Annotated in this window: 21 protein-coding genes and 1 pseudogene; 15 read left to right on the top strand and 7 right to left on the bottom strand. The window is 71.2% G+C overall.

Translation table 11 applies throughout. From position 1 onward, the window contains the following. Window positions 1-146: 146 nt before the first annotated feature. Window positions 147-764, bottom strand: a complete 618-nt coding sequence (locus tag ACWIE7_RS11950; RefSeq protein ID WP_454058068.1) for a LysE/ArgO family amino acid transporter — start codon at window positions 762-764, stop codon at window positions 147-149. 68 nt (window positions 765-832) lie between these two features. On the opposite strand from ACWIE7_RS11950, the gene ACWIE7_RS11945 reads away from it, so the two are divergent. The 9 genes from ACWIE7_RS11945 (at window position 833) to ACWIE7_RS11905 (ending at window position 11,542) form a co-directional block, all read left to right on the top strand. Continuing rightward, window positions 833-1,729 (top strand): LysR family transcriptional regulator ArgP, encoded by an 897-nt coding sequence (locus tag ACWIE7_RS11945; protein WP_454069322.1) that lies wholly within the window; start codon window positions 833-835, stop codon window positions 1,727-1,729. Between the two features lie 33 nt (window positions 1,730-1,762). Continuing rightward, window positions 1,763-2,371, top strand: a complete 609-nt coding sequence (pth, locus tag ACWIE7_RS11940) for an aminoacyl-tRNA hydrolase (protein ID WP_452100649.1) — start codon at window positions 1,763-1,765, stop codon at window positions 2,369-2,371. Between the two features lie 40 nt (window positions 2,372-2,411). After that, complete coding sequence (locus tag ACWIE7_RS11935; protein WP_454069321.1) at window positions 2,412-2,870, top strand: DUF1990 family protein; 459 nt, start codon at window positions 2,412-2,414, stop codon at window positions 2,868-2,870. A 176-nt stretch (window positions 2,871-3,046) separates the two neighbouring features. Next, window positions 3,047-4,720 carry a peptide chain release factor 3 gene (locus ACWIE7_RS11930; protein WP_454069320.1) on the top strand — a complete coding sequence of 558 codons (1,674 nt, stop codon included), beginning with the start codon at window positions 3,047-3,049 and terminating at the stop codon, window positions 4,718-4,720. Between the two features lie 323 nt (window positions 4,721-5,043). Next, window positions 5,044-6,006, top strand: a complete 963-nt coding sequence (locus tag ACWIE7_RS11925; RefSeq protein WP_454069319.1) for an LLM class F420-dependent oxidoreductase — start codon at window positions 5,044-5,046, stop codon at window positions 6,004-6,006. Between the two features lie 104 nt (window positions 6,007-6,110). After that, window positions 6,111-7,784, top strand: coding sequence for a hypothetical protein (locus ACWIE7_RS11920; protein WP_454069318.1), 1,674 nt, complete (start codon window positions 6,111-6,113; stop codon window positions 7,782-7,784). Window positions 7,785-7,903: 119 nt separating this feature from the next. Next, window positions 7,904-9,133 (top strand): MFS transporter, encoded by a 1,230-nt coding sequence (locus ACWIE7_RS11915; RefSeq protein WP_452100653.1) that lies wholly within the window; start codon window positions 7,904-7,906, stop codon window positions 9,131-9,133. Between the two features lie 6 nt (window positions 9,134-9,139). Then, a complete protein-coding gene (locus ACWIE7_RS11910; protein WP_454058062.1) occupies window positions 9,140-10,612 on the top strand; it encodes a GH1 family beta-glucosidase in 1,473 nt (490 codons plus the stop codon). A gap of 120 nt (window positions 10,613-10,732) precedes the next feature. Continuing rightward, on the top strand, window positions 10,733-11,542 hold the full coding sequence (locus ACWIE7_RS11905) for an MsnO8 family LLM class oxidoreductase (RefSeq protein ID WP_452100655.1): 810 nt from the start codon (window positions 10,733-10,735) through the stop codon (window positions 11,540-11,542). Window positions 11,543-11,609: 67 nt separating this feature from the next. Here the strand turns inward: ACWIE7_RS11905 and ACWIE7_RS11900 are convergent, their stop codons facing one another. Genes ACWIE7_RS11900 through ACWIE7_RS11890 form a run of 3 tightly spaced genes read right to left on the bottom strand, consistent with a single transcriptional unit; the run spans window position 11,610 to window position 13,617 of the window. Further along, the gene (locus tag ACWIE7_RS11900) at window positions 11,610-12,593 is read right to left on the bottom strand and encodes a M56 family metallopeptidase (protein WP_454069317.1); all 984 of its coding nucleotides are present in this window, start codon (window positions 12,591-12,593) and stop codon (window positions 11,610-11,612) included. Further along, a complete protein-coding gene (locus ACWIE7_RS11895; protein ID WP_452098723.1) occupies window positions 12,590-13,030 on the bottom strand; it encodes a BlaI/MecI/CopY family transcriptional regulator in 441 nt (146 codons plus the stop codon). The genes ACWIE7_RS11900 and ACWIE7_RS11895 overlap by 4 nt, the downstream gene beginning before the upstream one ends. Further along, complete coding sequence (locus ACWIE7_RS11890) at window positions 13,027-13,617, bottom strand: hypothetical protein (protein ID WP_454069316.1); 591 nt, start codon at window positions 13,615-13,617, stop codon at window positions 13,027-13,029. The genes ACWIE7_RS11895 and ACWIE7_RS11890 overlap by 4 nt, the downstream gene beginning before the upstream one ends. Before the next feature lie 145 nt (window positions 13,618-13,762). Here ACWIE7_RS11890 and ACWIE7_RS11885 point away from each other — a divergent pair, with 145 nt between their 5' ends. The 3 genes from ACWIE7_RS11885 (at window position 13,763) to ACWIE7_RS11875 (ending at window position 17,325) form a co-directional block, all read left to right on the top strand. Next, window positions 13,763-14,521: a DsbA family protein gene (locus ACWIE7_RS11885; RefSeq protein ID WP_452098721.1), complete on the top strand. Its 759-nt coding sequence runs from the start codon at window positions 13,763-13,765 to the stop codon at window positions 14,519-14,521. 7 nt (window positions 14,522-14,528) lie between these two features. Then, window positions 14,529-15,410 carry a cytochrome c biogenesis CcdA family protein gene (locus ACWIE7_RS11880; protein ID WP_454069315.1) on the top strand — a complete coding sequence of 294 codons (882 nt, stop codon included), beginning with the start codon at window positions 14,529-14,531 and terminating at the stop codon, window positions 15,408-15,410. Between the two features lie 70 nt (window positions 15,411-15,480). Continuing rightward, window positions 15,481-17,325: a serine hydrolase domain-containing protein gene (locus ACWIE7_RS11875; protein ID WP_454069314.1), complete on the top strand. Its 1,845-nt coding sequence runs from the start codon at window positions 15,481-15,483 to the stop codon at window positions 17,323-17,325. Window positions 17,326-17,394: 69 nt separating this feature from the next. On the opposite strand, the gene ACWIE7_RS11870 is transcribed toward ACWIE7_RS11875, so the two are convergent. From ACWIE7_RS11870 to ppk2, 3 genes are all read right to left on the bottom strand, one after another. Further along, the gene (locus tag ACWIE7_RS11870) at window positions 17,395-18,609 is read right to left on the bottom strand and encodes an AI-2E family transporter (RefSeq protein WP_454069313.1); all 1,215 of its coding nucleotides are present in this window, start codon (window positions 18,607-18,609) and stop codon (window positions 17,395-17,397) included. A 153-nt stretch (window positions 18,610-18,762) separates the two neighbouring features. Further along, window positions 18,763-19,812 (bottom strand): enoyl-CoA hydratase/isomerase family protein, encoded by a 1,050-nt coding sequence (locus ACWIE7_RS11865; RefSeq protein ID WP_454069312.1) that lies wholly within the window; start codon window positions 19,810-19,812, stop codon window positions 18,763-18,765. Window positions 19,813-19,907: 95 nt separating this feature from the next. Beyond that, the gene (ppk2, locus tag ACWIE7_RS11860) at window positions 19,908-20,858 is read right to left on the bottom strand and encodes a polyphosphate kinase 2 (protein ID WP_454069311.1); all 951 of its coding nucleotides are present in this window, start codon (window positions 20,856-20,858) and stop codon (window positions 19,908-19,910) included. Window positions 20,859-20,982: 124 nt separating this feature from the next. Between ppk2 and ACWIE7_RS11855 the strand changes: the two are divergent. The 3 genes and pseudogenes from ACWIE7_RS11855 to ACWIE7_RS11845 all read left to right on the top strand — a co-directional run bounded on the left by ACWIE7_RS11855 (window position 20,983) and on the right by ACWIE7_RS11845 (window position 24,120). Then, window positions 20,983-22,623 (top strand): annotated as a pseudogene (locus ACWIE7_RS11855) (GMC oxidoreductase). Window positions 22,624-22,681: 58 nt separating this feature from the next. Further along, window positions 22,682-23,236 (top strand): TetR/AcrR family transcriptional regulator, encoded by a 555-nt coding sequence (locus tag ACWIE7_RS11850; RefSeq protein ID WP_452098716.1) that lies wholly within the window; start codon window positions 22,682-22,684, stop codon window positions 23,234-23,236. Then, on the top strand, window positions 23,233-24,120 hold the full coding sequence (locus ACWIE7_RS11845) for an HAD hydrolase-like protein (protein ID WP_454069310.1): 888 nt from the start codon (window positions 23,233-23,235) through the stop codon (window positions 24,118-24,120). The genes ACWIE7_RS11850 and ACWIE7_RS11845 overlap by 4 nt, the downstream gene beginning before the upstream one ends. Window positions 24,121-24,156 lie beyond the last annotated feature (36 nt).

Genomic DNA, 24,156 nt, shown 5'->3' with positions numbered 1-24,156 from the left:
GCGTGTGCTGCACGCGGACGCGGCCTGCGGGCGGCCACACGGGCCCGGGCCCGCCACGACGATCACGTCGTGCCGGGCCCGTCTGCATCTCCCGACCCCCCGCGGCCCGTCCGCAGTCGCCGCTGGTCGGCCCGGCAGCGGCAAGGTCAGCCGCGGATGAGGCCGAACGCGAGCACGAACATCATCGCGGCGATGAGGGCGTCGAGAACGCGCCACGCACCCGGACGGGAGAACAGCCCACGCAGCGCCTTGCCGCCGAACCCGATGAGCGAGAACCACGCGATGCCGGCGAGGAACGCACCCGCGGCGAACACCCAGCGCAGATCGCCCGCCTGCTGATTGGCGAGCGTGCCGAGGAAGACCACCGAGTCGAGGTAGGCGTGCGGGTTGAGCCAGGTGAACGCCGCGCACGCCGCCACCGCACCGAGCGTCGACGGGATACGCGCGTCCCCGCCGGCCTGCAATCCCTGCCCCGGCCGGATCGCCCGGTAGGCCGCGAACCCGCCGTAGGCCACGAGGAACGCCACGCCGACCCACGTCATCACCGAGATCGCCCCGGGCGCGGCCTCGACGAGGGCGCCCACCCCGAGTACGCCGAGCATGATCAGCGCGGCCTCGGAGGCCACACAGAACCCGACGATCGGCGCCATCCGGACATCGCCTCGGATGGACCGCTGGAGGACGTAGGCGTTCTGTGCGCCGACGGCGACGATGAGCCCGAGACCCATGCCGGCGCCCATGAGAAGTGTGGAAGTGGTGGTCACGTACTCACGCTAGAGCGGTGTGCATCAGTAGTGCCACTACTGTTTATGACATAGCATTAGTGACACTTATGGCCACGCTTCAGCTCGATCAGCTCCGCACCCTCACCGCCGTCGTGGATCTCGGCTCGTTCGAGGCCGCCGCCGCTCACCTGCACATCACCCAGTCCGCGGTGTCCCAGCGGATCCGCGCGATGGAGGAGTCGGCGGGCCGGATCCTGGTGCGCCGCGAACGCCCGATCACCGCCACCGAGTCGGGCGAGGTGGTGCTCCGGACCGCCCGTCAGATGCTGCACCTCGAGGAGTCCCTGGCCGGGGAGCTCGGCGACTCGGTGACGAGCCAGGAGCATGTGGCGCTGGCGGTGGCGTGTAACTCCGATTCGCTGGCCACCTGGTTCCTCGACGCCATGACGGAGGTCCACTCGGCGGGCCGCGTGGTGTTCGACATCCGGCGCGAGGATGAATCACTCTCGTCCGAGCTGCTGCGCCGCGGCGAGGTGATGGCAGCGGTCACCAGCGAGTCCCGTCCAGTGCAGGGCTGCCGCTCGCTCCCGCTGGGTTCGATGCGCTACCTGGCCTGTGCCAGCCCCGGATTCGTGGCACGACACCTGCGCGACGGCTCGCCCACCGCTGCGCTCGGTCGCGCGCCGATCGTCGACTTCGACCGCAGCGACGCCCACCAGAACCACTACTACCGCCGGCTGACCCGCCGCCAGCCCACCGGGCCACGGCACTACATCCCGAGTTCCCACGACCACGTCCGGGCGATCGTGGCGGGCCTGGGCTGGGGTCTGATCCCCGAGCAGCTGGCCACACCGTGGCTGGTGTCCGGGGAGATCGAGAACGTCTCCCCCGACCGGCCGCTGGACGTGCCGCTGTTCTGGCAACACTGGAAACTACAGTCGCCGGACCTCGACGCCCTGACCGACGCGGTCCTCGACATCGCCCGGGCCGAACTGCGCACCTGACGGACCGGCACCCCCACGACGGCATCTGGGATCATGAGTGGCGTGACTACCGCTGAACCGACCGGCCCCGCGCTCGTGGTGGGCCTGGCCAACCCCGGACCCGACTACGAGGGCACCCGCCACAACATCGGCTGGGAGGTCCTGCAGGAACTGGCCTCCCGCGCGCTGCCCATGCCGGCGAGCTTCAGCACCCACAAGAAGACCAACTGCGAGATCACCCAGACGCGCCTGGCCGGCCGGCAGGTCGTCCTGGCCCGCCCCCGCAGCTACATGAACCTCTCCGGCGGCCCCACCGCGGCGGTGGCGAAGTACTTCTCCGTCAAGCCGACCGACGTGATCGTGATCCACGACGAGATCGACATCGACTTCGGCCAGGTCCGCCTCAAGCGCGGCGGCGGCGAGGGCGGCCACAACGGCCTCCGCTCGCTGACTCAGTCGCTGGGCACCCGCGACTACCTGCGGGTCCGTGCCGGGGTCGGCCGCCCGCCCGGCCGCATGGCGGTGGCCGACTTCGTCCTCAAGCGCTTCTCCAAGCTCGAGCAGCCCGACGTCCCGTTCCTCGTCCAGGACGCCGCCGACGCCGTGGAGCTGCTCCTCCAGCACGGCCTGGAGACGGCCCAGAACCAGGTCCACTCCGCGTGACCGGCCGGAAATCGGAGCGCGCCGCCGGCGCGATACGGACATGAGTCGGCCCCGGCGCTTCACGCGAACCGCCCACCTGGGCGTCGGGGCGGAACTGTTCGAGCGCGCGAGCCGGTCCCTCCTCAACTGGGACATGCACCGAGGGGCGGGCCTCGTCGTCGTCGTCGACGGACCCGCCACCCCCGGCCGGACCGTGACGCTCCGCCCCCGCTCGGGCCCCGCGGTGTGGCTGAGAGTGTCCGCGCCGTGCGAGGTCACCGAGGTTGTCGACGACGACGACGCCCGCGGGTTCACCTACCGGTCGCTGCCCGGCCACCCCGAGCGCGGCTGGGAGTCGTTCGTCGTGACGCAAGACGCGGCCACGGGCCACGTGCGCCTGACCATCACCGCCGAATCCGAGCACGCCACGTGGTTCGCGCGACTCGGCGGCCCGATCGCGCGCGCCGAACAGGACCGGATCACCCGCCGCTACCTCGACGCGCTCGCGGAAGTGCGCTGAACCGGCGGCCTGCTCCGAACACGCCCCGAGCACCGCCCCCGCGGCGGCTCCGCCACCTCGACTTTCCCCCGGTTACTCCCGCCCCGCGGGCCACATGCCCGGATTGGGCGGCCCTGACCGCTCGGACGTAAACTGGACCGACTGCGGCGAGCGCCGCCCGAGTACGAGGAGGACGCGTGACGGACACCGCCGAGAACGCCGGCACGAACGGGCAGCAGCCCGGTACCGACGGATCCGGCGATGTGACCTCCGAGGTCGCCCGCCGACGCACGTTCGCCGTCATCGCACACCCGGACGCCGGTAAGTCGACGCTGACCGAGGCGCTCGCGCTGCACGCCCGCGTGATCACCGAGGCCGGCGCCGTCCACGGCAAGTCGGGCCGCCGCTCGACCGTGTCGGACTGGATGGAGATGGAGAAGGCCCGCGGCATCTCCGTCAGCTCCACCGCCCTGCAGTTCAACTACGTCCCCGAAGGCGCCGACCCCGCGGACGAGCCGTACGTCATCAACCTCGTCGACACCCCCGGCCACGCCGACTTCTCCGAGGACACCTACCGCGTGCTCACCGCCGTGGACGCGGCCGTGATGCTCATCGACGCCGCCAAGGGCCTCGAGCCGCAGACCCTCAAACTGTTCCAGGTGTGCAAGCACAACGGGCTGCCGATCATCACCGTGATCAACAAGTGGGACCGGCCCGGCCAGACGCCGCTGGAGCTGCTGGACGAGATCACCGAGCAGATCGGGCTCGTGCCGACACCGCTGTTCATGCCCGTGGGCATCGCCGGCGACTACCGCGGACTGCTGCGCCGCGGTGAGGACGGGGCGCCCGAGGAGTACGTGCACTTCACGCGCACCGCCGGTGGCTCGACCATCGCGCCGGAGGAGATCTACGACCCGGCCGAAGCGCTCGAGCGCGAGGGCGACGTGTGGGAGACCGCCGTCGAGGAGTCCGAGTTGCTGTCGGCCATGGGCCAGGACCACGACCAGGAGCTGTACCTCGCCGGCGAGACCAGCCCGGTGATCTTCGCCTCCGCGATGCTCAACTTCGGTGTGCACCAGATCCTCGACGCGCTGGTCGACCTGGCGCCGCCGCCACGCGAGTGGCCGACCGTCGGCGGGGAGCCCCGCGAGACCACCGACCCGTTCTCCGCCGTGGTGTTCAAGGTGCAGGCCGGCATGGACGCCGCGCACCGCGACCGGCTGGCGTTCATGCGGGTCGTCTCGGGCGAGTTCGAGCGCGGCATGGTGGTCCAGCATGCGCAGACGGCGAAGCCGTTCACCACCAAGTACGCGCTCACCGTGTTCGGGCGTGACCGCTCGACGGTCGAGACCGCTTACCCCGGTGACGTGGTGGGGCTGGTCAACGCCACCGGCCTCGCTCCCGGTGACACCCTCTACACCGGCAAGAAGGTGAAGTTCCCGCCGATCCCGCAGTTCGCTCCCGAGTTCTTCGCGGTAGTGCGAGCGCAGTCGCTGGGCAAGTACAAACAGTTCCGCAAGGCGATCGACCAGCTGGCCGCCGAGGGCGTGGTGCAGATCCTGCGCAACGACACCCGCGGCGACGCGAACCCGGTCATGGCCGCGGTCGGACCCATGCAGTTCGAGGTGGTCACGGCCCGGATGAAGGCCGAGTTCAACGTCGAGGTGATCGTCGACAACCTTCCGTACTCCATCGCCCGCCGCACCGACGCCGAGTCCGCCGACGAGCTGAACCGTCAGCGCGGGGTCGAGGTGTTCCAGCGCACCGACGGCGAACTGCTGGCCCTCTTCGGCGACAAGTGGCGGCTGCAGTACATCAGCAAGGAGATGGACCACCTCACCATCGAGCCGCTGGTGGCCGACACGAACTAGCCCGGCACCCCGCCCGAGGCTGCAAGCACTTCACCAGGGCTGCACACCCCGCCGGGGCTGCACACCTCACCCGGGCTGCACACCCCGCCGGGGCTGCACACCTCACCCGGGCTGCACACCTCGCCCGGGTTGCAAGACATGCCAACCCGTTCGCAAGACCAGAGATGCGAAAATCGGGCCGCGAAACGCATCAGGTGTCTTGCAGCCCGGCTCCGGTGTCTTGCAACCGGCTCATGTGGGCCGCGGGCGTGTCCGGCAATCGACAGCCCGACCACCCCCGCACGGTTGGCGCCGGCGGTCGCGCCGCGGGCATCCTGGATGCCATGCCAGCAGACAGCCCCGCCCCAGACTCACCGTCCGTCGGTCTCCGCGTCTTCGTCGAGCCGCAGCAGGGCGCGACCTACGACGATCAGCTCGCCGTGGCCCGCGCCGCCGAGGACCTCGGTTACGAGGCGTTCTTCCGATCCGACCACTACCTGAAGATGGGCGGCGTCACCGGCATGCCCGGCCCCACCGACGCCTGGCTGACGCTGGCCGCCCTGGCCCGCGAGACGTCCACGATCCGCCTCGGCACGCTCCTGACCTCGGTGACCTTCCGGCACCTCGGCCCGCTGGCCATCTCCCTGGCGCAGGTCGACCAGATGTCGGGCGGCCGCCTCGACGTGGGCCTCGGCGCCGGCTGGTACGAGGACGAGCACACCGCATACGGCGTCCCCTTCCCGCCGCTCGGCGAGCGCTTTGACCTGCTCGAGGACACCCTCGGCGCGCTCGAACAGCTGTGGTCCGCCCCGGCCGGTGAGACGCTCACCGTCCGCGGCAAGCGCGTGGACCTGGTGGACTCCCCCGGCCTCCCCAAGCCGCTGCAGGCGCGCCCGCCGGTGATCGTCGGCGGCCACGGCAAGCGGCGCACCCCGGCGTTGGCGGCCCGGTTCGCCGACGAGTTCAACGTGCCGTTCGCCGACCTCGACACCGTCGCCACGCAGTACCAGCGCGTCGACGCCGCGTGCGCCGAGCGCGGCCGCGCCCCCGGGGAGATCCTCCGGTCGGCCGCGCTCGTGCTGTGCTGCGGGCGCGACGAGGCGCAGCTCGCCCGCCGGGCCGACGCGATCGGTCGCGAGGTCGACGAGTTGCGCGCCAACGGCGCCGCGGGCTCGCCAGCCGAGGTCGTGGACACGATCGGCAGGTATGCGGAGGTCGGCGCGCGTCGCATCTATCTGCAGGTCCTGGACATGTCGGACCTGGATCACCTCGAGCTGGTCGCCTCCGAGGTCGCGTCCCAGCTCTGATCCCCGGCTCGGCCGGAGCAACCGCACCCGGGCCCGGGGACGAAAGCCCCCACCTTCAGCGATGGCGTGGCTAATGTCACAGCATGGCGCCCTGTGATGTGACGATGACGACGACGACAAGATCGGCTCTTTCCCGAGGGTGGGCTCTGGCCGCGTCGGCGCTCCTCGCCGTCGTCGTCCTGGTGGTCTCCACCGCGATCGCGCCGACGAGCAACGCCGGTCCGACACCGCCCGGCCCGCAGACTTCCGGGCAGGCCCCGGCGGCCCAGCCCAGTGGGCCGATCCGCGGATACATCGACGCCCACGCCCATATCGCCGCCTCCGAGGCCTTCGGCGGGGCGCTGCGCTGCGGCCGACCGTTCGCGCCCGGCGGCCTGGTGGAGGCGATGGCGGACTGCCCGTCACATTCGGGCACCGGCCACTTCGCGCTGCTCGAGGGCATCCTCGGCGGAACCGACATCCCCGGCGGGGCGCAGGGCTTCCCCACCTTCGCCAGCTGGCCCGCGCACAACTCGCAGCTCCACGAGCAGGCCTACTACACCGGTATAGAGCGGTCGTGGCGGGCCGGGCAGCGCGTGCTCAACAACCACCTGGTCGCCAACCGCGTGCTGTGCGAGATGCTCGTCGGCTCGCCCCACTCGTGCGACGAGATGGACCAGCTGCGCAGGCAGGTGGACTATCTGAACCGCATGGAGGCGCACATCGACGCCGAGCACGGCGGGCCCGGCCGGGGCTGGTTCCGGATCGCCCGCTCGCCGGAGGACGTGCGCCGGATCGCGGGTGAGGGCAAGCTCGCGGTCACCCTGGGGGTCGAGGCCTCGGAGCCGTTCGGGTGCCGCATGATCGACGACGCGCCGCTGTGCACGGCCGAGGACATCGACCGCGGCCTCGACGAGTTCGCCTCATGGGGTGTGTCCACGGTGTTCCCGGTCCACAAGTTCGACAACGCCCTCGGCGGCGCCCGCATGGACGAGGACCTGGCCGGGCTGGCGGTGAACATCGGCAACAAGCTCGCCGCGCAGCGATTCTGGGAGACCCGGCCCTGCACCACCGGCGCCTCCGACCACGCCCAGCCGCTGGCCAGCACTCCCGTCGCGGACGGCCTGGCCGCGGCCTCGTCCGGCGCTCCCGCGGGCGCCGGTCTGCCGGTGTACCCGCAGGAGCCGCTGTGCAACGTCCGGGGCCTGACCCCGCTGGGCGAGCATGCCGTGCGCGGGCTCATGGACCGCGGGATGCTCATCAACCTCGACCACATGAGCGTGGCCAGCGCGACCCGAACCCTCGACCTGGCCGAAGAAGCGGGCTACGGCGGGCTCGTGGTGGACCACACGTGGTCAGACCCGGCACTGAGCCGCCGGATGCACGAGATGGGCGGGTTCACGGCCGCATTCGCCTACCCGCCCGACCCCACCGAGAACTTCGACGAGGGCTTTCTCGACTCCTGGCGCGCCACCACCGCCGGCGCCACCCGGCCGTGGGACGGCTACGGCTTCGGCTCGGACGTCAACGGACTGGCCCCGCTCGCCGAGCCCCGGCCCAGCGCAGCGGCGGACCCGCTGGTCTACCCGTTCACCGCGCCCAGCGGTGAGGTGATGGACCGCTGGCGGTTCGCCGAGCGTGTCTACGACCTCAACGTCGACGGTGTCGCGCAGTACGGTCTGTACGCCGACTGGATCACCGACGTCCTGCACCGCGCCGGGCCGGACCGGGCCGAGCTCGAGCGCCAGCTGATGGGCGGCGCGGAGGCGTGGGTGGCCACTTGGGAACGCGCGAGGTGACCGCCGGCGCCCCGCCGAACCCACCGCGTCGGTCGAAAGCGCCGCGTCGGCCGGACGCGCCGGACCCGCCGACCTCGCCGACTCCGCCTGCTTCGCCTGTTCCGCCTTCCGTGTCGGCCATGTCGGCCACGTCGGTCGAGTCACCTGAGCCCTCGCCGGTTGGGGCGGGGTGGATCGTCGCGCTCACGCTCGGCGTCGTGGCGGTGTTCGCCTCCTGGTTCGGCCCGCTACAGATCCTGCTGCCCGCGCAGACCGATCTCATCGCCGGGCCCAGCGGCCGCGAGGGACTGCTCGCGCTGGTCGTGGGTACGGGGGCGGCGGTCGCACTGGTCGCCAACCCGCTCTGGGGGCTAGCCTCCGACCGATGCCGGGGCCGTCTCGGCACCCGTATGCCGGTGGTCTACGCCGGCACCGCTATCGGGGTGATCGGCCAGGTCGTGTTGTTCACCGCGTCCACCGGCCCCCTCACGCTGGCCGGCTGGGTGCTCGTCCAGCTCGGGCTCAACGGCCCGTTCGCCGTGCTGGCGGCCCTCATCGCCGACCGGGTCCCGGTCGCCCAACGCGGGATCGTGGGGTCGTTGTTCGGCGTGGGGCAGATCGTCGGCGTGATCGCGGGGACGGTGGTCGCCGAGTCCGTCGGTGCGGGAGCGGTCGGCTATCTCGTCCTGGCCGTGGCCACCCCGACACTTCTGGTCGCGATCGTCGTGGCCGACCGGACATCGTCGGCGATGACCGGCAGCGTCCCGGCGTCTGTTCCGAGGGACCGCGTTGCGCGCGGTTTCCGGCCCACCCGCGACTACACGTGGGCGTGGCTGCTGCGCTTCCTGATGAACCTCACCAACGCGATCCTGCTCCTCTACCTGTTCTTCTTCCTCGACGAGGTGGTGCAGGCCGACGACGTCGCCGGCTCGGTCCTGATCGTCACCGTGATCACCCTGGTGTTGTCCGCGGTGTGCGCGGGTCTGACCGGAGCCGTCTCGGATCGGTTCGCCCGGCGCCGGGTGTTCGCGGTGGCCGGGGCACTCACCACCGCGGGCGGCCTGATCCTGCTCGCGCTGGCCACCACGATGCCGGTCGTGCTCCTCGCCGCCACCATCCTGGGACTGGGCTGGGGATTGTTCATCGGCGTGGACATGGCGATCATCACCTCCACGCTCGCCGACGGCGCGACCTCCGGCACCCTGCTGGGCGTGGCCAACATCGCCAACTCGCTACCCCAGGTGCTCGCCCCCGCCCTCGCCGCGCCCCTCGTGCTCTCCGCCGCCGGCTACCCGGCCCTGTACGGCGTCGGCGCGGTGATCGCCGTGGCGGCCGCCCTGTGCACCCTTCCCCTGCGATCCGTGAGATAGGACCCCATGCCGACCGACGCCACCGCGCCCGACCGTCCCGTGCCGCGCACCCCTGCCGGCCCCGTACTGCCCGCCGGCTTCCGACTGGGCACCGCCACCGCCGCCGCGCAGATCGAGGGCGCCGCCGACATCGACGGCCGCGGACCCAGCATCTGGGACGTCTTCGCCGCCGAACCGGGCCGCATCCGCGGCGGCGACTCCCCCGCCGTGGCGTGCGACCACTACCACCGCTGGCCCGCGGACGTCCGTGACCTGGCCGAACTGGGCGCGCACGACTACCGCTTCTCGATCTCGTGGTCGCGCATCCTGCCCGCGGGCCGGGGCGAGGTGAACCGCGCAGGGCTGGACTTCTACTCCCGACTCGTCGACGGGCTGCTGGCCGCCGGCATCACGCCCGTGCCCACGCTCTATCACTGGGACCTGCCGCAGGCGCTGCAATCCGAGGGCGGGTGGCTCGAGCGCTCGACGGCGGACGCGCTCGCGGATTACGCCGCGGTCGTGGTGGACGCGCTCGGGGACCGGGTCACGCACTGGCTGACCCTCAACGAGATGAACGTGCACACGCTCTACGGGCACGCCCTCACCGATCACGCCCCCGCGCTGGGCCTGGGCCTGGACTGCCTGCCGGTCGCCCACAATCTCCTGCGCGCGCACGGGCTGGCGGTGGACGCGATCCGTGCGGCCGGGGGCCGGCACGAGGTGGGGGTGGTCCAGCAGCACTTCCCCGTACTCGCCGCGACCGGCGCCGCGGGAGGACCTGACGACGACGACAACGCCGACGTCGCAGATGCCGAGTCCGCTGACCTGTTCCGCATCCTCACCAACTGGACGTTCTCCGATCCGATCCTGCGGGGTTGCTATCCGGAGGACTGGGTGGCCGAGCTCGTCATGACATCCGCGGGGCTGACCGCGCAGCAGCTCGAGCAGGATCTCGTCGCGATCTCCCGACCCCTCGACCACTACGGCGTCAACTACTACGAACCGACGGTGATCGAGGCACCGCGGCCCGGGAAGGACTACTCCGGCGTGCTCGAGGTGGACTTTCCCGAGGACATGCCGTTCCGGCCGGTTCGCATCGAGGGTGTGCAGCGCACGGACTTCGACTGGCCGATCGTGCCGTCCGGGCTCACCGATATCCTCGTGCAGCTCCACGAGCGCTACCCGAATCTGCCGCCGGTGACGATCACCGAGAACGGCTGTTCCTACCACGACGAGCCGGGGCCTGATGGCGCCGTCCACGACGACCGGCGGATCGAGTTCCTGCGCGCGCACCTGGCCGCGGTCGTGGACGCGATCGACCTCGGGGTGGACGTGCGCGGCTACTACGCGTGGTCGGCGATGGACAACTTCGAGTGGGCGGCCGGGTACGCCGAGCGATTCGGGCTGGTCCACGTGGACCACGAGAGCCAGGATCGCACGCGCAAGGACTCCTGGTACTGGTTCCGCGACCTCATCGCCTCGGCCTGCTCCGCGCGCTGATCGCGGCGGTCGGCGTCAGCACGCCGGCGTGGGGTCCAGTGCGCGGTCGCGCTTGCGGGCGTATGCGCGGGCGGCCCCGTGCGATCGTTTCTTCCTCCGCACCCATGCCCGGAGGCAGTGGTGCAGTTCGGGATGCTCGACGCCCTCGCCCCCGGACGCATCGACCTGGGGCTGGGCCGCGCGCCGGGCACGGACCAGGCCACCGCGGCCGCCCTGCGCCGCCATCACGAGGCCAATGACCACTTCCCACAGCAGGTCCTCGAACGCCTCGGCTTCCTGGCCGACGAGTTCCCCGAGGGGCACCCGTACCGCGACGTCCACGCCGAGCCCGGCCGGTGGCAGTCCGCGGAGAACCGGGTCCCTCACACGAGCGCCGGGCCTGGAGTCTGGATCCTCGGCTCCTCGCCGTACTCGGCCCAGCTCGCCGCCGCGCTCGGCCGCCCCTACGCCTTCGCGCTGCAGTTCGGGAACGCGGACGTCGAGTCGGCGTTCCGTCTGTACCGGGAGAACTTCCGCCCGTCCGAGGCCCTGTTCGCGCCGTACACGCTGGTGAGCATCGGGGTGGTGGCCGACGACGACGCGGACGAGGCCCACCGCCAGGCCATGTCGGCCGCCATGGCGATGCTGCGGATGTTCCAGCGCAAGTCCTACAGCCTGCTTCCCGCGGACGAGGTCGAGGCGTACCCCGCGACAGCGCAGGAGCGTCAGATACTCGACACCTACACCCAGCGCTTCGTCAACGGCACCCCGGCGCAGGTCGCCACATCGCTCGAGGCCCTGCACGCGCGGACCGAGGTCGACGAGGTGATGCTCACCGTGATGGGCCCCTCGCGCCGCGGGCAGGCCCGGACCGTCAACCTCCTCGCCGATCACTACGGGATGCCCGACCACGCGGCGCAGGGCGCAGCCGCGTCCGGCCTCGCAGGCTGAACAGATCACGCGGACCGAACAACTTACGGGCTAGAACGCGACGAACAACGCCCGCGGCATCTGCTGCCTAGATACACCCGGTGAGCACCGCGAGCGCGTAGGGGACGTGGACCACGGCGGCGAGCAGGGCCAGCGCGGTCAGGCAGAAGACACTCGCGGTGGCCGCCGCGACCCCGGCCGTGCCGCGTCCCGGCTCGACGAGGTGCCGGATGCGGTCGGGGCCGAGCGCGTGCAGCGCGCCGTGCAGCTGCTGGCGATGCGCCCCCGGATGCCCGGTCTGTCCCAGGGTCAACAGCGCGCCGGCCAGCGCCGTGGTGCCGACCTCGCGCCTGGCGGCGTCGTCGGCCGCGATCTCGAGGTAGTGGCCGAGTGCCGCCTCCACGGCGGCGAACAGGGGAACGCGGTGCAGTCGCCCGGTGAGCGTGGTGACGACCGCCGAGATGAGGTGGTGCCGCTGGCGCAGGTGCGCGGCCTCGTGGGCGAGGACCGCCCGCAGTTCGTCGGGGGTCAGCATCCGGACGGCGCTGGTGGAGACCACGATGCCACCGTGCCGCCGGGGCAACGTGAGCGCGAACGGGTGCTCATCGCCCACGAGGAGCACCCGGTGCCCGTACAGGTCCACCGGCCGCGCGCCGTCCCGGAAGACCCGCGCGGTTCTGCTCGAACGGCGGCGACGACGGACGAGATCACCCGCGATCGCGAAGGCCTGGTAAACCGAGACCGCGACCGGCACGGCCAGCAGGAGGGCGACAGGCACGCCGGTGTCCACCCGGTCGAGCCCGAAGGGATCAGCGGCTGCCAGACACTGGCTGCACACGACCGCGGCGTCGCCGGGGAGGATGTCCGGCCCGGTGACGACCCAGGCGAGCAGTGGTGCGATGGACAGGGCCGCCAGCACCCAGGCGACCACGCCTCCGGACAGCAGCGCGACCGCCAGGCGGGGCACCCGCATCAGCGTGGGCGCCGCGTGGCGTAGCACGCGCGGCCCGGCGAGAGCCGGCACGGCGAGGCCGAGGCACAGCACGAACACCAGGAGCAGGATGCCGGTCACGACGCACCTCCACCGCGGCGGTCGAGGAACTCCCGCAGCAGATCCAACTCGTCGTCCGGGATGGTCTCGGCGAAGTGCAGAATCGACGCGGCACGGTCACGACTGCTCCCGAGCGCGTGGGACATCACCGAGGCCACGTGCTGCTCACGCGTGCCGGTGGCCCCGTACACCGTGGAGCGGCCCTCCTTGTGCGGGGACACGAGCTGCTTGCGGCAGAGATTAGTGAGCACCGTGGCGATGGTCGTGTACGCGGGCTCGCCCGGGAGCCGGTCGATGAGCCCGCGGATGGTCGACGGCCCGGCGTCCCACAACATGTCCATCACCCGGGACTCGAGCGTGCCGAGGCGGGGCGCCTCGTCCTGCCGGGACGGCGCTTCTCGACCGCCGCTCCGGCGGGATGCACGCTCTCCTCGAGCCCCTTCGCCGCGACTGCTCATCGGCTCACCTCCTCCACCCGGCCCGACGGTAGTACGCACAGGACCCGGCCACGTAACCGGACGATCAGCGCGACGCCCGTGAGTACGAGGGCCAGCACCGCGAGGACGGGCTGGAACGGAGCGAACCACGTGATGGCGCCCGAGTAGCCGAGCGCGAGGAGGGCGAACTTGTTGCAGACCGGACACCCGACCGCGAACCACGCGAGGAACGCCCCGGCCATGCCGGCCCTGCTCGTGCGCCTGGCCTCGTCGTCGTCACCCCCGGCCCCGCTGGCGGAGGCGCCCGCTTCCCCGGCGCCGTCGCGGACGTAGGTCGCGAAGAGCAGGCCGGCGAGCATCGATGTGACGATCCAGACGGGGTAGTTCCACCACACCCCGGGGATGTCGCGGGTGAACAGCGAGTTGGGGATGAGGACCGTGGCCAGGCCGAGCAGCACCCCGAAGCCGATCGAGACCGCTGCTGCGACCACCCACTGCCGACGGGTGAGCGTGCGGAGCCCCTCGGCCGCGAGCGATACCGATCGCGGCCATGTCGCGACGTGCCGCCTGATCTTCTCCACCGGGCCCGCGGGCTTCGAGAACTGCATGGGGACGATCATGCCACGAGTCGACTAACCGCAATAGTCGACTATGTGCCATAGTCGTTACCGGTTCGCCCGGACGCGACCCGGTGCGACGGCACCGCAGCCTCCGGAACCTCCGCAGAACCGACCCCCGACAGAAGGGCCCGCAGTGAACGCTCCCGTCTCACGCCACACACTGGAGGCGAAGTACCGACGCTCCCGGATCTGGAACATCGTGTTGGGGGCGGTCGTCGCCTTCCTCGGCATCGTGGTGGTTGCCCAGATGCTGCCCGGCCAATCCCCCACCTCGACCACCACTGCGGGAGAGGCCTCAGACGAGACGAACGCTGAGGCGAACGCGAGCGGCGGCGGGGACATGATGTTCGTCAGGCGCGATGCCGACGACCCCAAGGCGATCGGCGACATCGACGCGCCGGTCGTGCTCACCGAATGGGTGGACCTGCGATGCCCCTTCTGCGCGTCGTTCAGCCGCGACACGCTGCCGACCCTCATCGCGGAGTACGTCGACACCGGGAAGGTGCGCATCGAGTTCACCGACGTCGCCTACTTCGGCGAGGAATCGGAGTTCGCGTCGGTCGCCGCGCAGGCGGCGGCCGACCAGGACAAGTACGTCGAGTACCTCACGGCCGTCTTCGACGCCGCGCCCGAGAAGGGTCACCCGGATCTGCCCCGCGAGGAGCTCATCGCCTTCGCCGAACAGGTGGGGATGCCGGACATGGACCGGTTCACCGCAGCGCTCGACGACCCGGAGATCCGGAAGCAGACCGAGGCCGCGACCCTCGAATCGCAGCAGCTCGGGGTGACCGCCGTCCCGTTCTTCGTGGCAGGCGAGACCGCACTGTCCGGCGCGCAACCCCTCACGACGTTCCGCGAGTACCTCGACGAGTCACTCGCCGCGGCGGAGTGACGCCGACATGGACATCGGACTGACCGGCGCCTTCCTCGGTGGCGTCCTCACCCTGCTGAGCCCCTGCTCGGCGATGCTCCTGCCCGCGTTCTTCTCGTACGCTTTCGCGAGCCCCCGCGAGCTGCTCGCCCGGACCGGCGTCTTCTACCTGGGCCTGGCCACCAGCCTCGTCCCCCTCGGCGTCCTGGCCGGGACACTGGGCGCGTTCGTCAACCAGCACCGCTTCACGTTCGTCACCGTCGCCTCGGTCATCGTGATCGTTCTCGGCGTACTCATGCTGCTCAACGTGCCGCTCCCCTTCCGGGGCCGTGGGACCAACACGCAGGGCACCTCCATCACGGCCGTGTACGCCCTCGGCACCGTCTACGGGCTGGCGGGTGTGTGCGCGGGACCGCTGCTCGGCGCCGTCCTCACGGTGGCCGCCGTCTCCGGGACCGCACTGTCCGGCGGGGTCATCGTGCTGGTCTTCGCCGCCGGCATGGCCCTGCCTCTGCTCCTGCTGTCCCTCGTGTGGGGGCGCTTCCCCGCGATCAAACGGCTGATCCGGCCCCGTGAGGTCTCGATCGGGCCCTGGACCAACACGTGGACCGGCATCATCGGCGGAGTCCTCACCATCGGCGTGGGCGTCCTGCTGCTGGTGACCGCCGGCACCACCGAGCTCACCGGACTGCTCGGTGCCGGCGCCCAGGCCGAACTCGAGGGAGCGGTCCTCGAGTGGGCCGGCGCGATCCCCGATCTCGTCGTCGTCCTCGTGGTCCTCGCGGTGGCCCTCACCGCTCTGGTCGTCGTCCGCGTCTCGCGGACGAAGCCGCGGGTCGCCGCGGACACCCCGTTCCCCGAGGTCTCCCTCCCGGGCAAGATCCGCGTCCGGACAGAGGAGGACGCGTGACCGCGGGCCTCGCTGTAGCCGCCCGATGTCCCTCGGCGCATCCGGCGGTGCCGAGCACTAACCTGGGCGCATGCTCACTCCCCCGTCACGGGCCCCGCGAGCCGGGCGGATCGCGCCGCTACGCGCCTCACTGCCCACCACACCCCGTGGCCGGGATTCGGGTCGCGTCGCCGTCCGCCGCCGGATGTGGTCGCTGACCGCCGGGGGCCTCGTCCTCACCACCGTCGCCGCGTGTGGAGCGCCGCTCCCCAAGCCCGAACCGGGACAGAGACCGGCCGCCTACTCCGGGCTCGAGGTGGGTGAGGATCGTATCGAGTACGCGATCGGCAAGATCACCGACATCGTCGAGGACGAGCTCGACAAGTCGGGGGTTCCCGGAGCCTCGGTGGCTGTGGTCCACGGCGGCGAGGTGGTGCTGGCCGAGGGATTCGGGGTGCGGAGTACCGAGACGGGCGAGGCCGTGGACGCGCAGACCGTGTTCCCCCTGGCGTCGCTCTCCACGCCGGTCAGCGCGACCGTCGTGGCGGCCGAGAGCGCCCGCGGCGAGGTCGGCTGGGACACGCCGGTCCGCGAGTACCTGCCGTGGTTCGCACTCTCGGACCCGCGGGCGTCGGAGCAGGTCACCGTGGGCGATATGTTCGCGCACCGCTCCGGGCTGCCGGAGCAGGCGGGCGGCGATCTGGAGGATCTGGGGTACGATAGGCCGGCGATCCTGCACGGGCTGCGGCACCTGCCGCTCGAGCAGTTCCGAACCTCGTACGCGTACACCGATTTCGGCCTCACGGCGGGCGCGCAGGCGGTCGCGACGGCCGCGGGGGCCCCGTGGGACGAGCTCAGTCGCGAGCTCATCTTCGAGCCGCTCGGGATGAGCGAGTCCTCGTACTCGTACGACGGGCTCGTCGATCGCGGCAACCGCGCCGTGGGGCACGTGCGGGCCACGGATTCCGACACAGGCTCGGGCGAGGCCGGGGATGACTCCGGGTCCGGGTCCGAACCGGATTCCGGGCCGGGGTCCCAGGCCGGGTGGGTCCCCGCCGATCCCGCGCGCGACACGGACACGCAGGCGCCCGCGGGCGGGCTGAGCTCGACCGCTGCGGACATGGCCAGGTGGATGACGATGGTGCTCGCCGACGGCGCCGGGCCCGCCGGCCAGCAGGTGGTCCCCCCGGAAGCGCTGCGGCAGGCGCTGACCCCGCAGGTCGTGTCCTCGCCGCCGCAGTCGGGCGCCGACCGCACGGGCGGTTACGGCTACGGCTTCGACATCGGAACGAGCTCGTCCGGCCGCGTGCAGTGGAGCCACTCGGGCGCCTTCACGCAGGGCGCGGCCACGGCGATGCTCATGATGCCCGACCTCGACCTGGGGATCGTCACGCTCACCAACGCCGCACCGATCGGGGTTCCGGAGACGATCAACGCCCGGTTCGCCGACTACGCGCAGTACGGCGACCCCGCGCAACCTTGGGGCGAACTGTTCGCCACCGAGTTCGCCCCGCTCCGGGTCGGGATCGGCGACCTGGTCTCGGCCCGGCGCCCGGAATCGCCCGCCGCCGCCCCGCCAGTGGACGACCTGCTGGGCGTCTATCGCAACACCTACTTCGGGGACGTCGAGGTGCGCGAGGCGCGCGGGTCGAGCGACGCGACCGAAGACGGCCGGGAGGACGACGACGACAGCGTCGCCGGGTCCACGGACACCGGCGCGGCCGCGGACACCGGCCCCGCCCTGGTGCTGACGGTGGGACCCGACCGGCAGTCCTGGCGGCTCGAGCACTGGGACGGGGCCACGTTCGCCATCAGCCCCGAGGGCGAGAACTGGCCGCCCGGCTCACGCGGCAGCGTCACCTTCGACGGCGACACGCTGGCCGTCGACCTCCTCGACGGCGACGGCATGGGCACCTTCACCCGCGTCGAGGACTGAGGCCTCTCCCGAATGGCGGGCCGGCCCTGTTGCTCTCAGCGCGCGGCGGCGCTCAGCTCATGGCGGCGGTCAGCTTCCGGCGGCGGTGAGCTTCCGTGCCCGGAGTCTGCCTCGCTTGGAGTCGGCGTCCGGAGTGGTGAGGAAGGTGGACAGCCACGCCATACGCGGGTCGGCATCCACCAGGAACGCCTTGAACGCGAGGGTGAGCGGGACCGCCAGGATCGCGCCGAGCGGTCCGGCGACGGCCGCCCAGAACACCAGCGACAGGAACGTGACCGTCGGGGTCAGGCCCACCGCGTCACCGGTGAACTTGGGCTGGATGAAGCTCTGCATCACCAGGTTGACCACGCTGTAGATGGCCACCACCCAGATGGCGTCCCCGACGCCGCCGGTGAGCAGGGCGAACAGGGCGGGCGGGACGAGGCCGAGCACGAAGCCGATGTTGGGGATGTAGTTGGTGACGAACGCCAGCACGCCCCACACCAGGGCCAGCGGGACGCCGAGGATCCAGAGCGCGACCACGTCCATGAAGGCGACGATGAGACCGAACGCGGTGGCCACGATCCAGTACGACTTGAGGCCGTCGCCGAACGAGTCGAGTGCGTCGGCCAGGCGGGGCCGGAGGCGGGCGATGGTGGCCCGGCGCCGCGAGACCCCGGGGATGTCAAAGACGAGGAAGGTCAGCGCGATCACCAGGATGGTGAGCTGGCCCCCGGCCGAGGACACCTGGCCCGCGACGTTCTGCAGGGCACCGATCACGGTCGTCGGCGACACCCCGCTCAAGGCCTCGGAGACCTGGTCCTGACTCAGCCCGAACCGGCCGAGGAACTCGATGGACTGTCGGTACATCTCGTAGAACTTGTCCTGGTACTGCGGGATCTCCTCCGCGGCGATCCAGAGCGCCCACACGAGCATGCCCACGAGGGCGATGAGCAGGAGGTACAGGACGAGCAGGACGATGATCATCCCGCCCCAGCGCGGCACGCCGACCCGTTCGAGCAGAGACTGCAGTGGCTGCGCGGCGATCACGAGGTTGAGTGCGAGGAACGCCGGCATCACCATGTGCGAGTGCTCGGAGATGCCCCACAGCACGATGAACGCCGCGGCCAACGACACGACGGTGACGGCCGCGATTCCCCAGCCCTTGGACTCCTCTTCCGGGGCAGCGATCTCGCTCACGGCCTCGTCGGAGTTCGTCTCCTCACTGGTCGCCGCAGCAGCGGATTCACTTTCCTCTGAGTCGGCCGACAACGCGTCCGCGTCGTGACCAGCGGTTCCTGACATACGTCCTCCTCGGCCCTGCCACCATGATCGCCCTACGCGCAACGACATTACGCGGTGGCGCACCGCGATCACCCGCGGCGCGGAACCCCGCCCCGCGGCCGGATGTCCGGCCGCGGGAGCAGTCGCGGGACGCCGCGGAACGCGAGGTCCGGGTCAGGCTCCGGCGAGCGCGGAGCGGATCGCGTCGACGTCGACGTCGACCGAGTCGAGATCGGCCGGGTCCCACGACGGGTTGCGATCCTTGTCGATCACCACGGCACGCACGCCCTCGATGAAATCCGGGCGAGCGGTGATCCAGGAGCCGAGCGCGAGCTCGTTGTCCAGGCACTCACGCAGGTCCGCGGCCCCGGCGCCGGCGCGCAGCAGTTCGATGGTCGCGATGACCGACGTCGGGCAGTGCGAGCGGAACATCTCCAGCGTCGCGGTGGCCCACTCGTCCGGCTCTCCGGCCTGCAGCGCGGCCACCATCTCCTGCGCGGTGCCGCGAGAGAAGACGTCGACGATGCGGTCGATGTGGGTCTCCACGGCAGATTCTCCCGCCTCGGACCGATCACGGGCGAAACGCTCGAGCGCCGCGTCGAGACCGTCGGTGCCGATCGCGGCGATGAACGCCTCCTGGTCGTCGTTGTCGATCAGGTGGGTGCCGAGTCCGGTGTAGAGGGCGTCGGCGGAATTCAGACGCACGCCCGTCGTGCCGAGGTAGATCGCCACCGCGAGCCCGCGTTCCCCGCCGCCGCACAGGCGCGGCAGGAAGTGACTCGCGCCGACATCCGGGATGAAGCCGATCGCGGTCTCCGGCATGGCCATCATGACCTTCTTGGTCACGACCCGGTGCGAGCCGTTGATGGAGATGCCGAGCCCGCCGCCCATCGCGACGCCGTGGACCACGGCCACGGTCGGAGCCGGGTTGGTGTGGTACGCGAGGTTCATCGCGTACTCCTCTGAGAAGAACGTCCGGTTCGTCTCGTGGTCGCCGGCCGCCGCCGCGTCGCGCAGCGCGCGGATGTCGCCGCCGGCACAGAACGCCTTCTCCGAGGTGCTGGAGACCACCACGGCCTCGACGGCCGTATCCCCCGAGACCTCTTCCAGCGCCGCGTGCAGGGCCTGGCACATGGGCAGGTCCAGCGAGTTCAGGGCCTTGGGGCGGTCCAGGACGATGTGCTGCATCCGGCCTTCGCGCCGGGTGATGACGAATTCGCTCATGGCCCCAGTCTGACAGGCCCGCCGCGGCCCGGCGCAGAGATACTAGGAATTCCTACCTCATCGCCCCCGCCCGGGCGTCCGGGAGCAGCCCGGGGTCAGTCGTCGAGCAGCTGCGAGGCCACATCCGGCACGTAGCGGAACTCCTCGCGCGGTGGCCGCACGTAGTCGGTCTCCTCGGGCCGCTCCGGGATCTCCAGTTTCGGCGGCTCGAGCTTCTCCCACGGAATGGTCGAGAGCAGGTGCGAGATCACGTTGATCCGCGACCGCTTCTTGTCCTCCGACTCGACCGTGTACCACGGCGCCTCGGGGATGTCGGTGTGGACGAACATCGCGTCCTTGGCCCGGCTGTAGTCCTCCCACCGGTTGATGGACTCCAGATCCATGGGAGAGAGCTTCCACCGCCGCATCGGGTCCTTGTTCCGGTCCCGGAAGCGCCGCTCCTGCTCCTCGTCCGAGACGGAGAACCAGTACTTGCGCAGCATGATCCCGTCCTCCACGAGCAGCCGCTCGAAGATCGGCGCCTGGTGCAGGAAGCGGCGGTACTCGTCGGTGGTGCAGAACCCCATCACGCGCTCCACGCCGGCCCGGTTGTACCAGGAGCGGTCGAAGATCACGATCTCCCCGGCGGCCGGCAGGTGCTCGATGTAGCGCTGGAAATACCACTGCGTCCGCTGCACCTCCGTCGGTACGGGCAGCGCGACCACGCGGGCGTGGCGGGGGTTGAGGTACTGCGTGAGCCGCTTGATCGCCGATCCCTTGCCCGCGGCGTCGCGCCCCTCGAACACCACCACCAGGCGGTTTCCGGTCTCGCGGAGCCAGGCCTGCATCTCCACGAGCTCGGCCTGGAGCCGCTTGAGCTCCTTCTCGTACTCCTTCTTGGGGAGCTTCTCGAGCCCACTGGGCAGCAGCTCCCTGGAATCGCCCTTCGCGCCGCCGCCGGTCTTGGCGCTCTTCGTGCCGTTGCCCGTCCTTGCACTCTTCGTGCCGCTGCCGGACGCAGACTTCTTCGCACCGGACTTCTTGTCGCCGCTCTTCCCGCTGCTCATGGGCCGATCCTACGGGGCCGCAGCGCCTCGTCGACCCCACACGAAGAACTTGACAGTATCCGAGACATATGTCTAACTTTGCGCGCGGTGACGGCTGTCACCCATCGCCCGAGACGAGGATTCGATGCACCACCTCTCCCGCCGGGGTTTCCTCGGCGCCGTCACCGCCGCCGGCCTCGCCGCACTCACGGCACACCCCGCCGGAGCACGGCCCACCGGTCCCGCCGGCGCCGAGCCGGCCCCCGGATCCGCCGGCCCGGAGGCCGCCCGCCCGGCCACGCGGATCCCCCACGCGATCGAAGACCATCGCGTCCTGGTCGTGGGCAGCGGTTTCGGAGGCGGGATCTCCGCACTACGACTCGCGGAGGCGGGAGTGCCCGTCGTCGTCGTCGAACGGGGTCGCCGCTGGCCCACCGGACCGGACGCCACCACGTTCCCCGACGCCACGGCCCCCGACGAGCGCGCCCTGTGGTTCCGCTCGTCCCCCGAGGTCTTCGGCCGCCCCGTCGACCTCCCGCGCTATACCGGCCTCCTCGACGCCTCCGTCGGCGAGAACATGACCTCCGTCTGCGCCACTGGCGTCGGCGGCGGCTCCCTCATCTACCAGGGCATGGCGCTCCAACCCACCGAGGAGCTCTTCCACACCTGGTTCCCCTCCGGCCTCGACTGGCGCGAGCTGGACCGCGAGTACTACCCGCGCGTCGCCCGAATGCTGCGGCTGGCCTAGGCCCCCGACGAGCTGATCGCCTCGCCCACCTACGCCGTCGCGCGCGCCTTCGCCCGGCGCGTCCGCGAGGCCGGCCTGCCGCTGCGCAAGATCCCCATGCCCATCGACTGGGACTACGCGCTGGCCGAGCTGCGCGGCGAGATGAAACCCGCCTACACCAACGGCGACGGCTCGCTCGGCGTCAACAACGGCGGCAAACACTCCGTCGACGTCACCTACCTCGCGCGGGCCGAGGCCACGGGGCTCGTCGACGTCCGGCCGCTCCACGACGTGCGCGCCATGCGGCGGCTGCCCGACGGTCGCTGGGAACTGGACGTGGAGGTGCTCGACACGGCAGGCCGGCTGCTCCGCACCCTCGCCCTCCGCGCGCCGACGCTGATCCTGTCGGCCGGGTCGGTGGGCACGAGCACACTGCTCACGCGCGCCGCCGCGACGGGCGAGGTCACCGACCTGCCGGACGGGATCGGCAGCGGCTGGGGCACCAACGCCGATCGCATCTACCTGTGGTCCGACCCCACCGCCGGTTTCGGCGCCGTCCAGGGCGGGCCGGTCGTCTACGGCAGCCTCAACTGGGACGATCCGCGCAGCGCGCACACCCTCATCCAAGCGTCCATCCCGTCGGTCGGCGCCGAGGTCCACTCCACGATGATGGTCGGCTACGGCGTCAGCGCCGACCGCGGTCGGATCGTGTACGACGCCGCGCAGGACCGCGGCGTGATCAGGTGGCCGGAAGGGGGCGACGACGACATCGTGTTCGGCCGCATCGACCGGACCGCACGCCGGATCGTCGGACCGACCGGACATCTCACCGACACCAACACGATGGTGAACTCCACCTGGCACCCGCTCGGCGGCGCGGCGATGGACAGTGTCTGCGACCTCGAGGGGCGGGTGCTCGGCCAGCGCGGCCTCTACGTCGTCGACGGCGCGCTCATCCCCGGCACCACCGCGGCCTGCAACCCGTCGTGGACCATCGCCGCGATCGCCGAGCGGGCGCTGGATCGGATCGTGCATCACGACGTGGGCGAGGTGGTCTGAGGTCGGCCCGGGGCGGGGGAACGCGAACGCTCGCCCCCTGCTGGGGGATACTGTCTTCGTGCGCTCCCGCGAACCCATACTCGACGCCACCCGCGAGGTGATAGGTGATGCCGGTTTCGACGGCGTCACGATCGCGGCCGTGGCCAAACGTGCGGGCGTGAGTCGCCAGACCGTCTACTCGATCTTCGGATCACGGGAGGAGCTGGTCTCGCAGGCCATTTCCGAGCGCCTCACCTCGCTCTTCGGCGCCGTTTCCGACCTGCAGAGTTCCGCCACCACCCCGCTGGACCTGCTGGTGGAGATCCTGGTGGTGACCCGCGGGCATATCCTCGGCGACCCCCTGCTGCGGACCCTCACCCTGGCCGGCGGCTCCAACCCGATCTTCGACCCGGGCGCGGCCGAACGTGCGCGGCGGTACGCCAGGTCGCTGCTCGTGCCCGCCACCGAGCAGTTCCCGCAACTGGTTCCGCACCTGGACTTCTTCTCCGACGTGGGCGTCCACATGGGCTGGTCGGTGCTGTGCCTGGACTCACCCGAGACCCGCTCCGACGCCGACCTGCGCACCTTCCTCCGCACCTGGCTGGGGCCGCTCGTGGCGAGCCTGCTCGAATGACGCACGCGGACCTCGCCGCGCTCCGCCGCGCTGCGGCCGCGCCGGCCCTGACTCCGGCCACGCCGGACCCTCCTACGGCCGCTCCGGCACCCACCGCCGCGCCCGTGACCCCACCGGCGCCCGCGCCCGTGCTCGTACTCTGGGACCTCGACCTCACCCTCCTCGACCCGGCCGGCTTCGGTTCGCGCATGATCACGCCGGTCCTCGCCGAACTGCTCGGCCGCGAACCTGTAATGGGCGCTTCGTTCGCCGGACGTACCGACCGTGCGATCCTCACCGATCTGCTGGTGCGCAACGGGATGGAGATCGACGACGACAACGCCACCACCGACACCACGCTCACCGGTGGTGTCGAGCTGACCGGCGCCGACCGTCTCGTCCCCGCTGTCATGGATGCCGTGGCCGAGCGGTGCGAGACGTTCGCCGACGACCTCCTCGACGGTGGAGGTGGTCCCCTGCCGGGCGCTCATGACGCTGTTCGCGCGCTGGCCGCGGACCCTCTCGTGCACCAGGGCATCGTGACCGGCAACATGCGTCGGACCGCGCTGCTCAAGCTGCGCGTCTGCGGGTTCGACGGTCTGCCCGATCCCTCGCTCGGGGCGTTCGGCGATCACCGCAGCGACCGGGCCCACCTGATCCTCGACGCGGTCGCCGCCGCCCGCGAGCGAGGTATCGACGTCTCTCCTGCACAGGCGGTGGTGGTGGGCGATCACGTGCACGACGTGCGCGGCGCACTCGATGCGGGTGCCCGCTGCATCGGCGTGGCGACGGGGCGTGTCTCCGCCGACGACCTCCACTCGGCCGGCGCCCACGTGGTTCTGCCCGACCTCACCGATCCGGATGCCCTCATCGCCGCTATTCGCGCGGCAGCGCCCCGGCACTGACCGTCACCCACACCACCCGCCCCTCCCGCACCTTTG

The sequence above is a fragment of the Dietzia sp. NPDC055343 genome (assembly GCF_053645265.1).
Note: the sequence above shows the minus strand (reverse complement) of the source record. Positions and strands in the feature narration are given on the sequence as shown.

Bases quoted from the DNA above. Each gene is read 5' to 3' on its own strand.
- ACWIE7_RS11880 (WP_454069315.1), top strand. From the start codon at position 14,529: ATGGACATCGGACTGACCGGCGCCTTCCTCGGTGGCGTCCTCACCCTG.
- ACWIE7_RS11935 (WP_454069321.1), top strand. From the start codon at position 2,412: ATGAGTCGGCCCCGGCGCTTCACGCGAACCGCCCACCTGGGCGTCGGG.
- ACWIE7_RS11845 (WP_454069310.1), top strand. From the start codon at position 23,233: ATGACGCACGCGGACCTCGCCGCGCTCCGCCGCGCTGCGGCCGCGCCG.
- ACWIE7_RS11875 (WP_454069314.1), top strand. From the start codon at position 15,481: ATGCTCACTCCCCCGTCACGGGCCCCGCGAGCCGGGCGGATCGCGCCG.
- ACWIE7_RS11945 (WP_454069322.1), top strand. From the start codon at position 833: ATGGCCACGCTTCAGCTCGATCAGCTCCGCACCCTCACCGCCGTCGTG.
- ACWIE7_RS11870 (WP_454069313.1), bottom strand. From the start codon at position 18,609: ATGTCAGGAACCGCTGGTCACGACGCGGACGCGTTGTCGGCCGACTCA.
- ACWIE7_RS11915 (WP_452100653.1), top strand. From the start codon at position 7,904: ATGTCGGCCACGTCGGTCGAGTCACCTGAGCCCTCGCCGGTTGGGGCG.
- ACWIE7_RS11910 (WP_454058062.1), top strand. From the start codon at position 9,140: ATGCCGACCGACGCCACCGCGCCCGACCGTCCCGTGCCGCGCACCCCT.
- ACWIE7_RS11890 (WP_454069316.1), bottom strand. From the start codon at position 13,617: ATGCAGTTCTCGAAGCCCGCGGGCCCGGTGGAGAAGATCAGGCGGCAC.
- ACWIE7_RS11925 (WP_454069319.1), top strand. From the start codon at position 5,044: ATGCCAGCAGACAGCCCCGCCCCAGACTCACCGTCCGTCGGTCTCCGC.
- pth (WP_452100649.1), top strand. From the start codon at position 1,763: ATGAGTGGCGTGACTACCGCTGAACCGACCGGCCCCGCGCTCGTGGTG.
- ppk2 (WP_454069311.1), bottom strand. From the start codon at position 20,858: ATGAGCAGCGGGAAGAGCGGCGACAAGAAGTCCGGTGCGAAGAAGTCT.
- ACWIE7_RS11895 (WP_452098723.1), bottom strand. From the start codon at position 13,030: ATGAGCAGTCGCGGCGAAGGGGCTCGAGGAGAGCGTGCATCCCGCCGG.
- ACWIE7_RS11920 (WP_454069318.1), top strand. From the start codon at position 6,111: ATGACGACGACGACAAGATCGGCTCTTTCCCGAGGGTGGGCTCTGGCC.
- ACWIE7_RS11865 (WP_454069312.1), bottom strand. From the start codon at position 19,812: ATGAGCGAATTCGTCATCACCCGGCGCGAAGGCCGGATGCAGCACATC.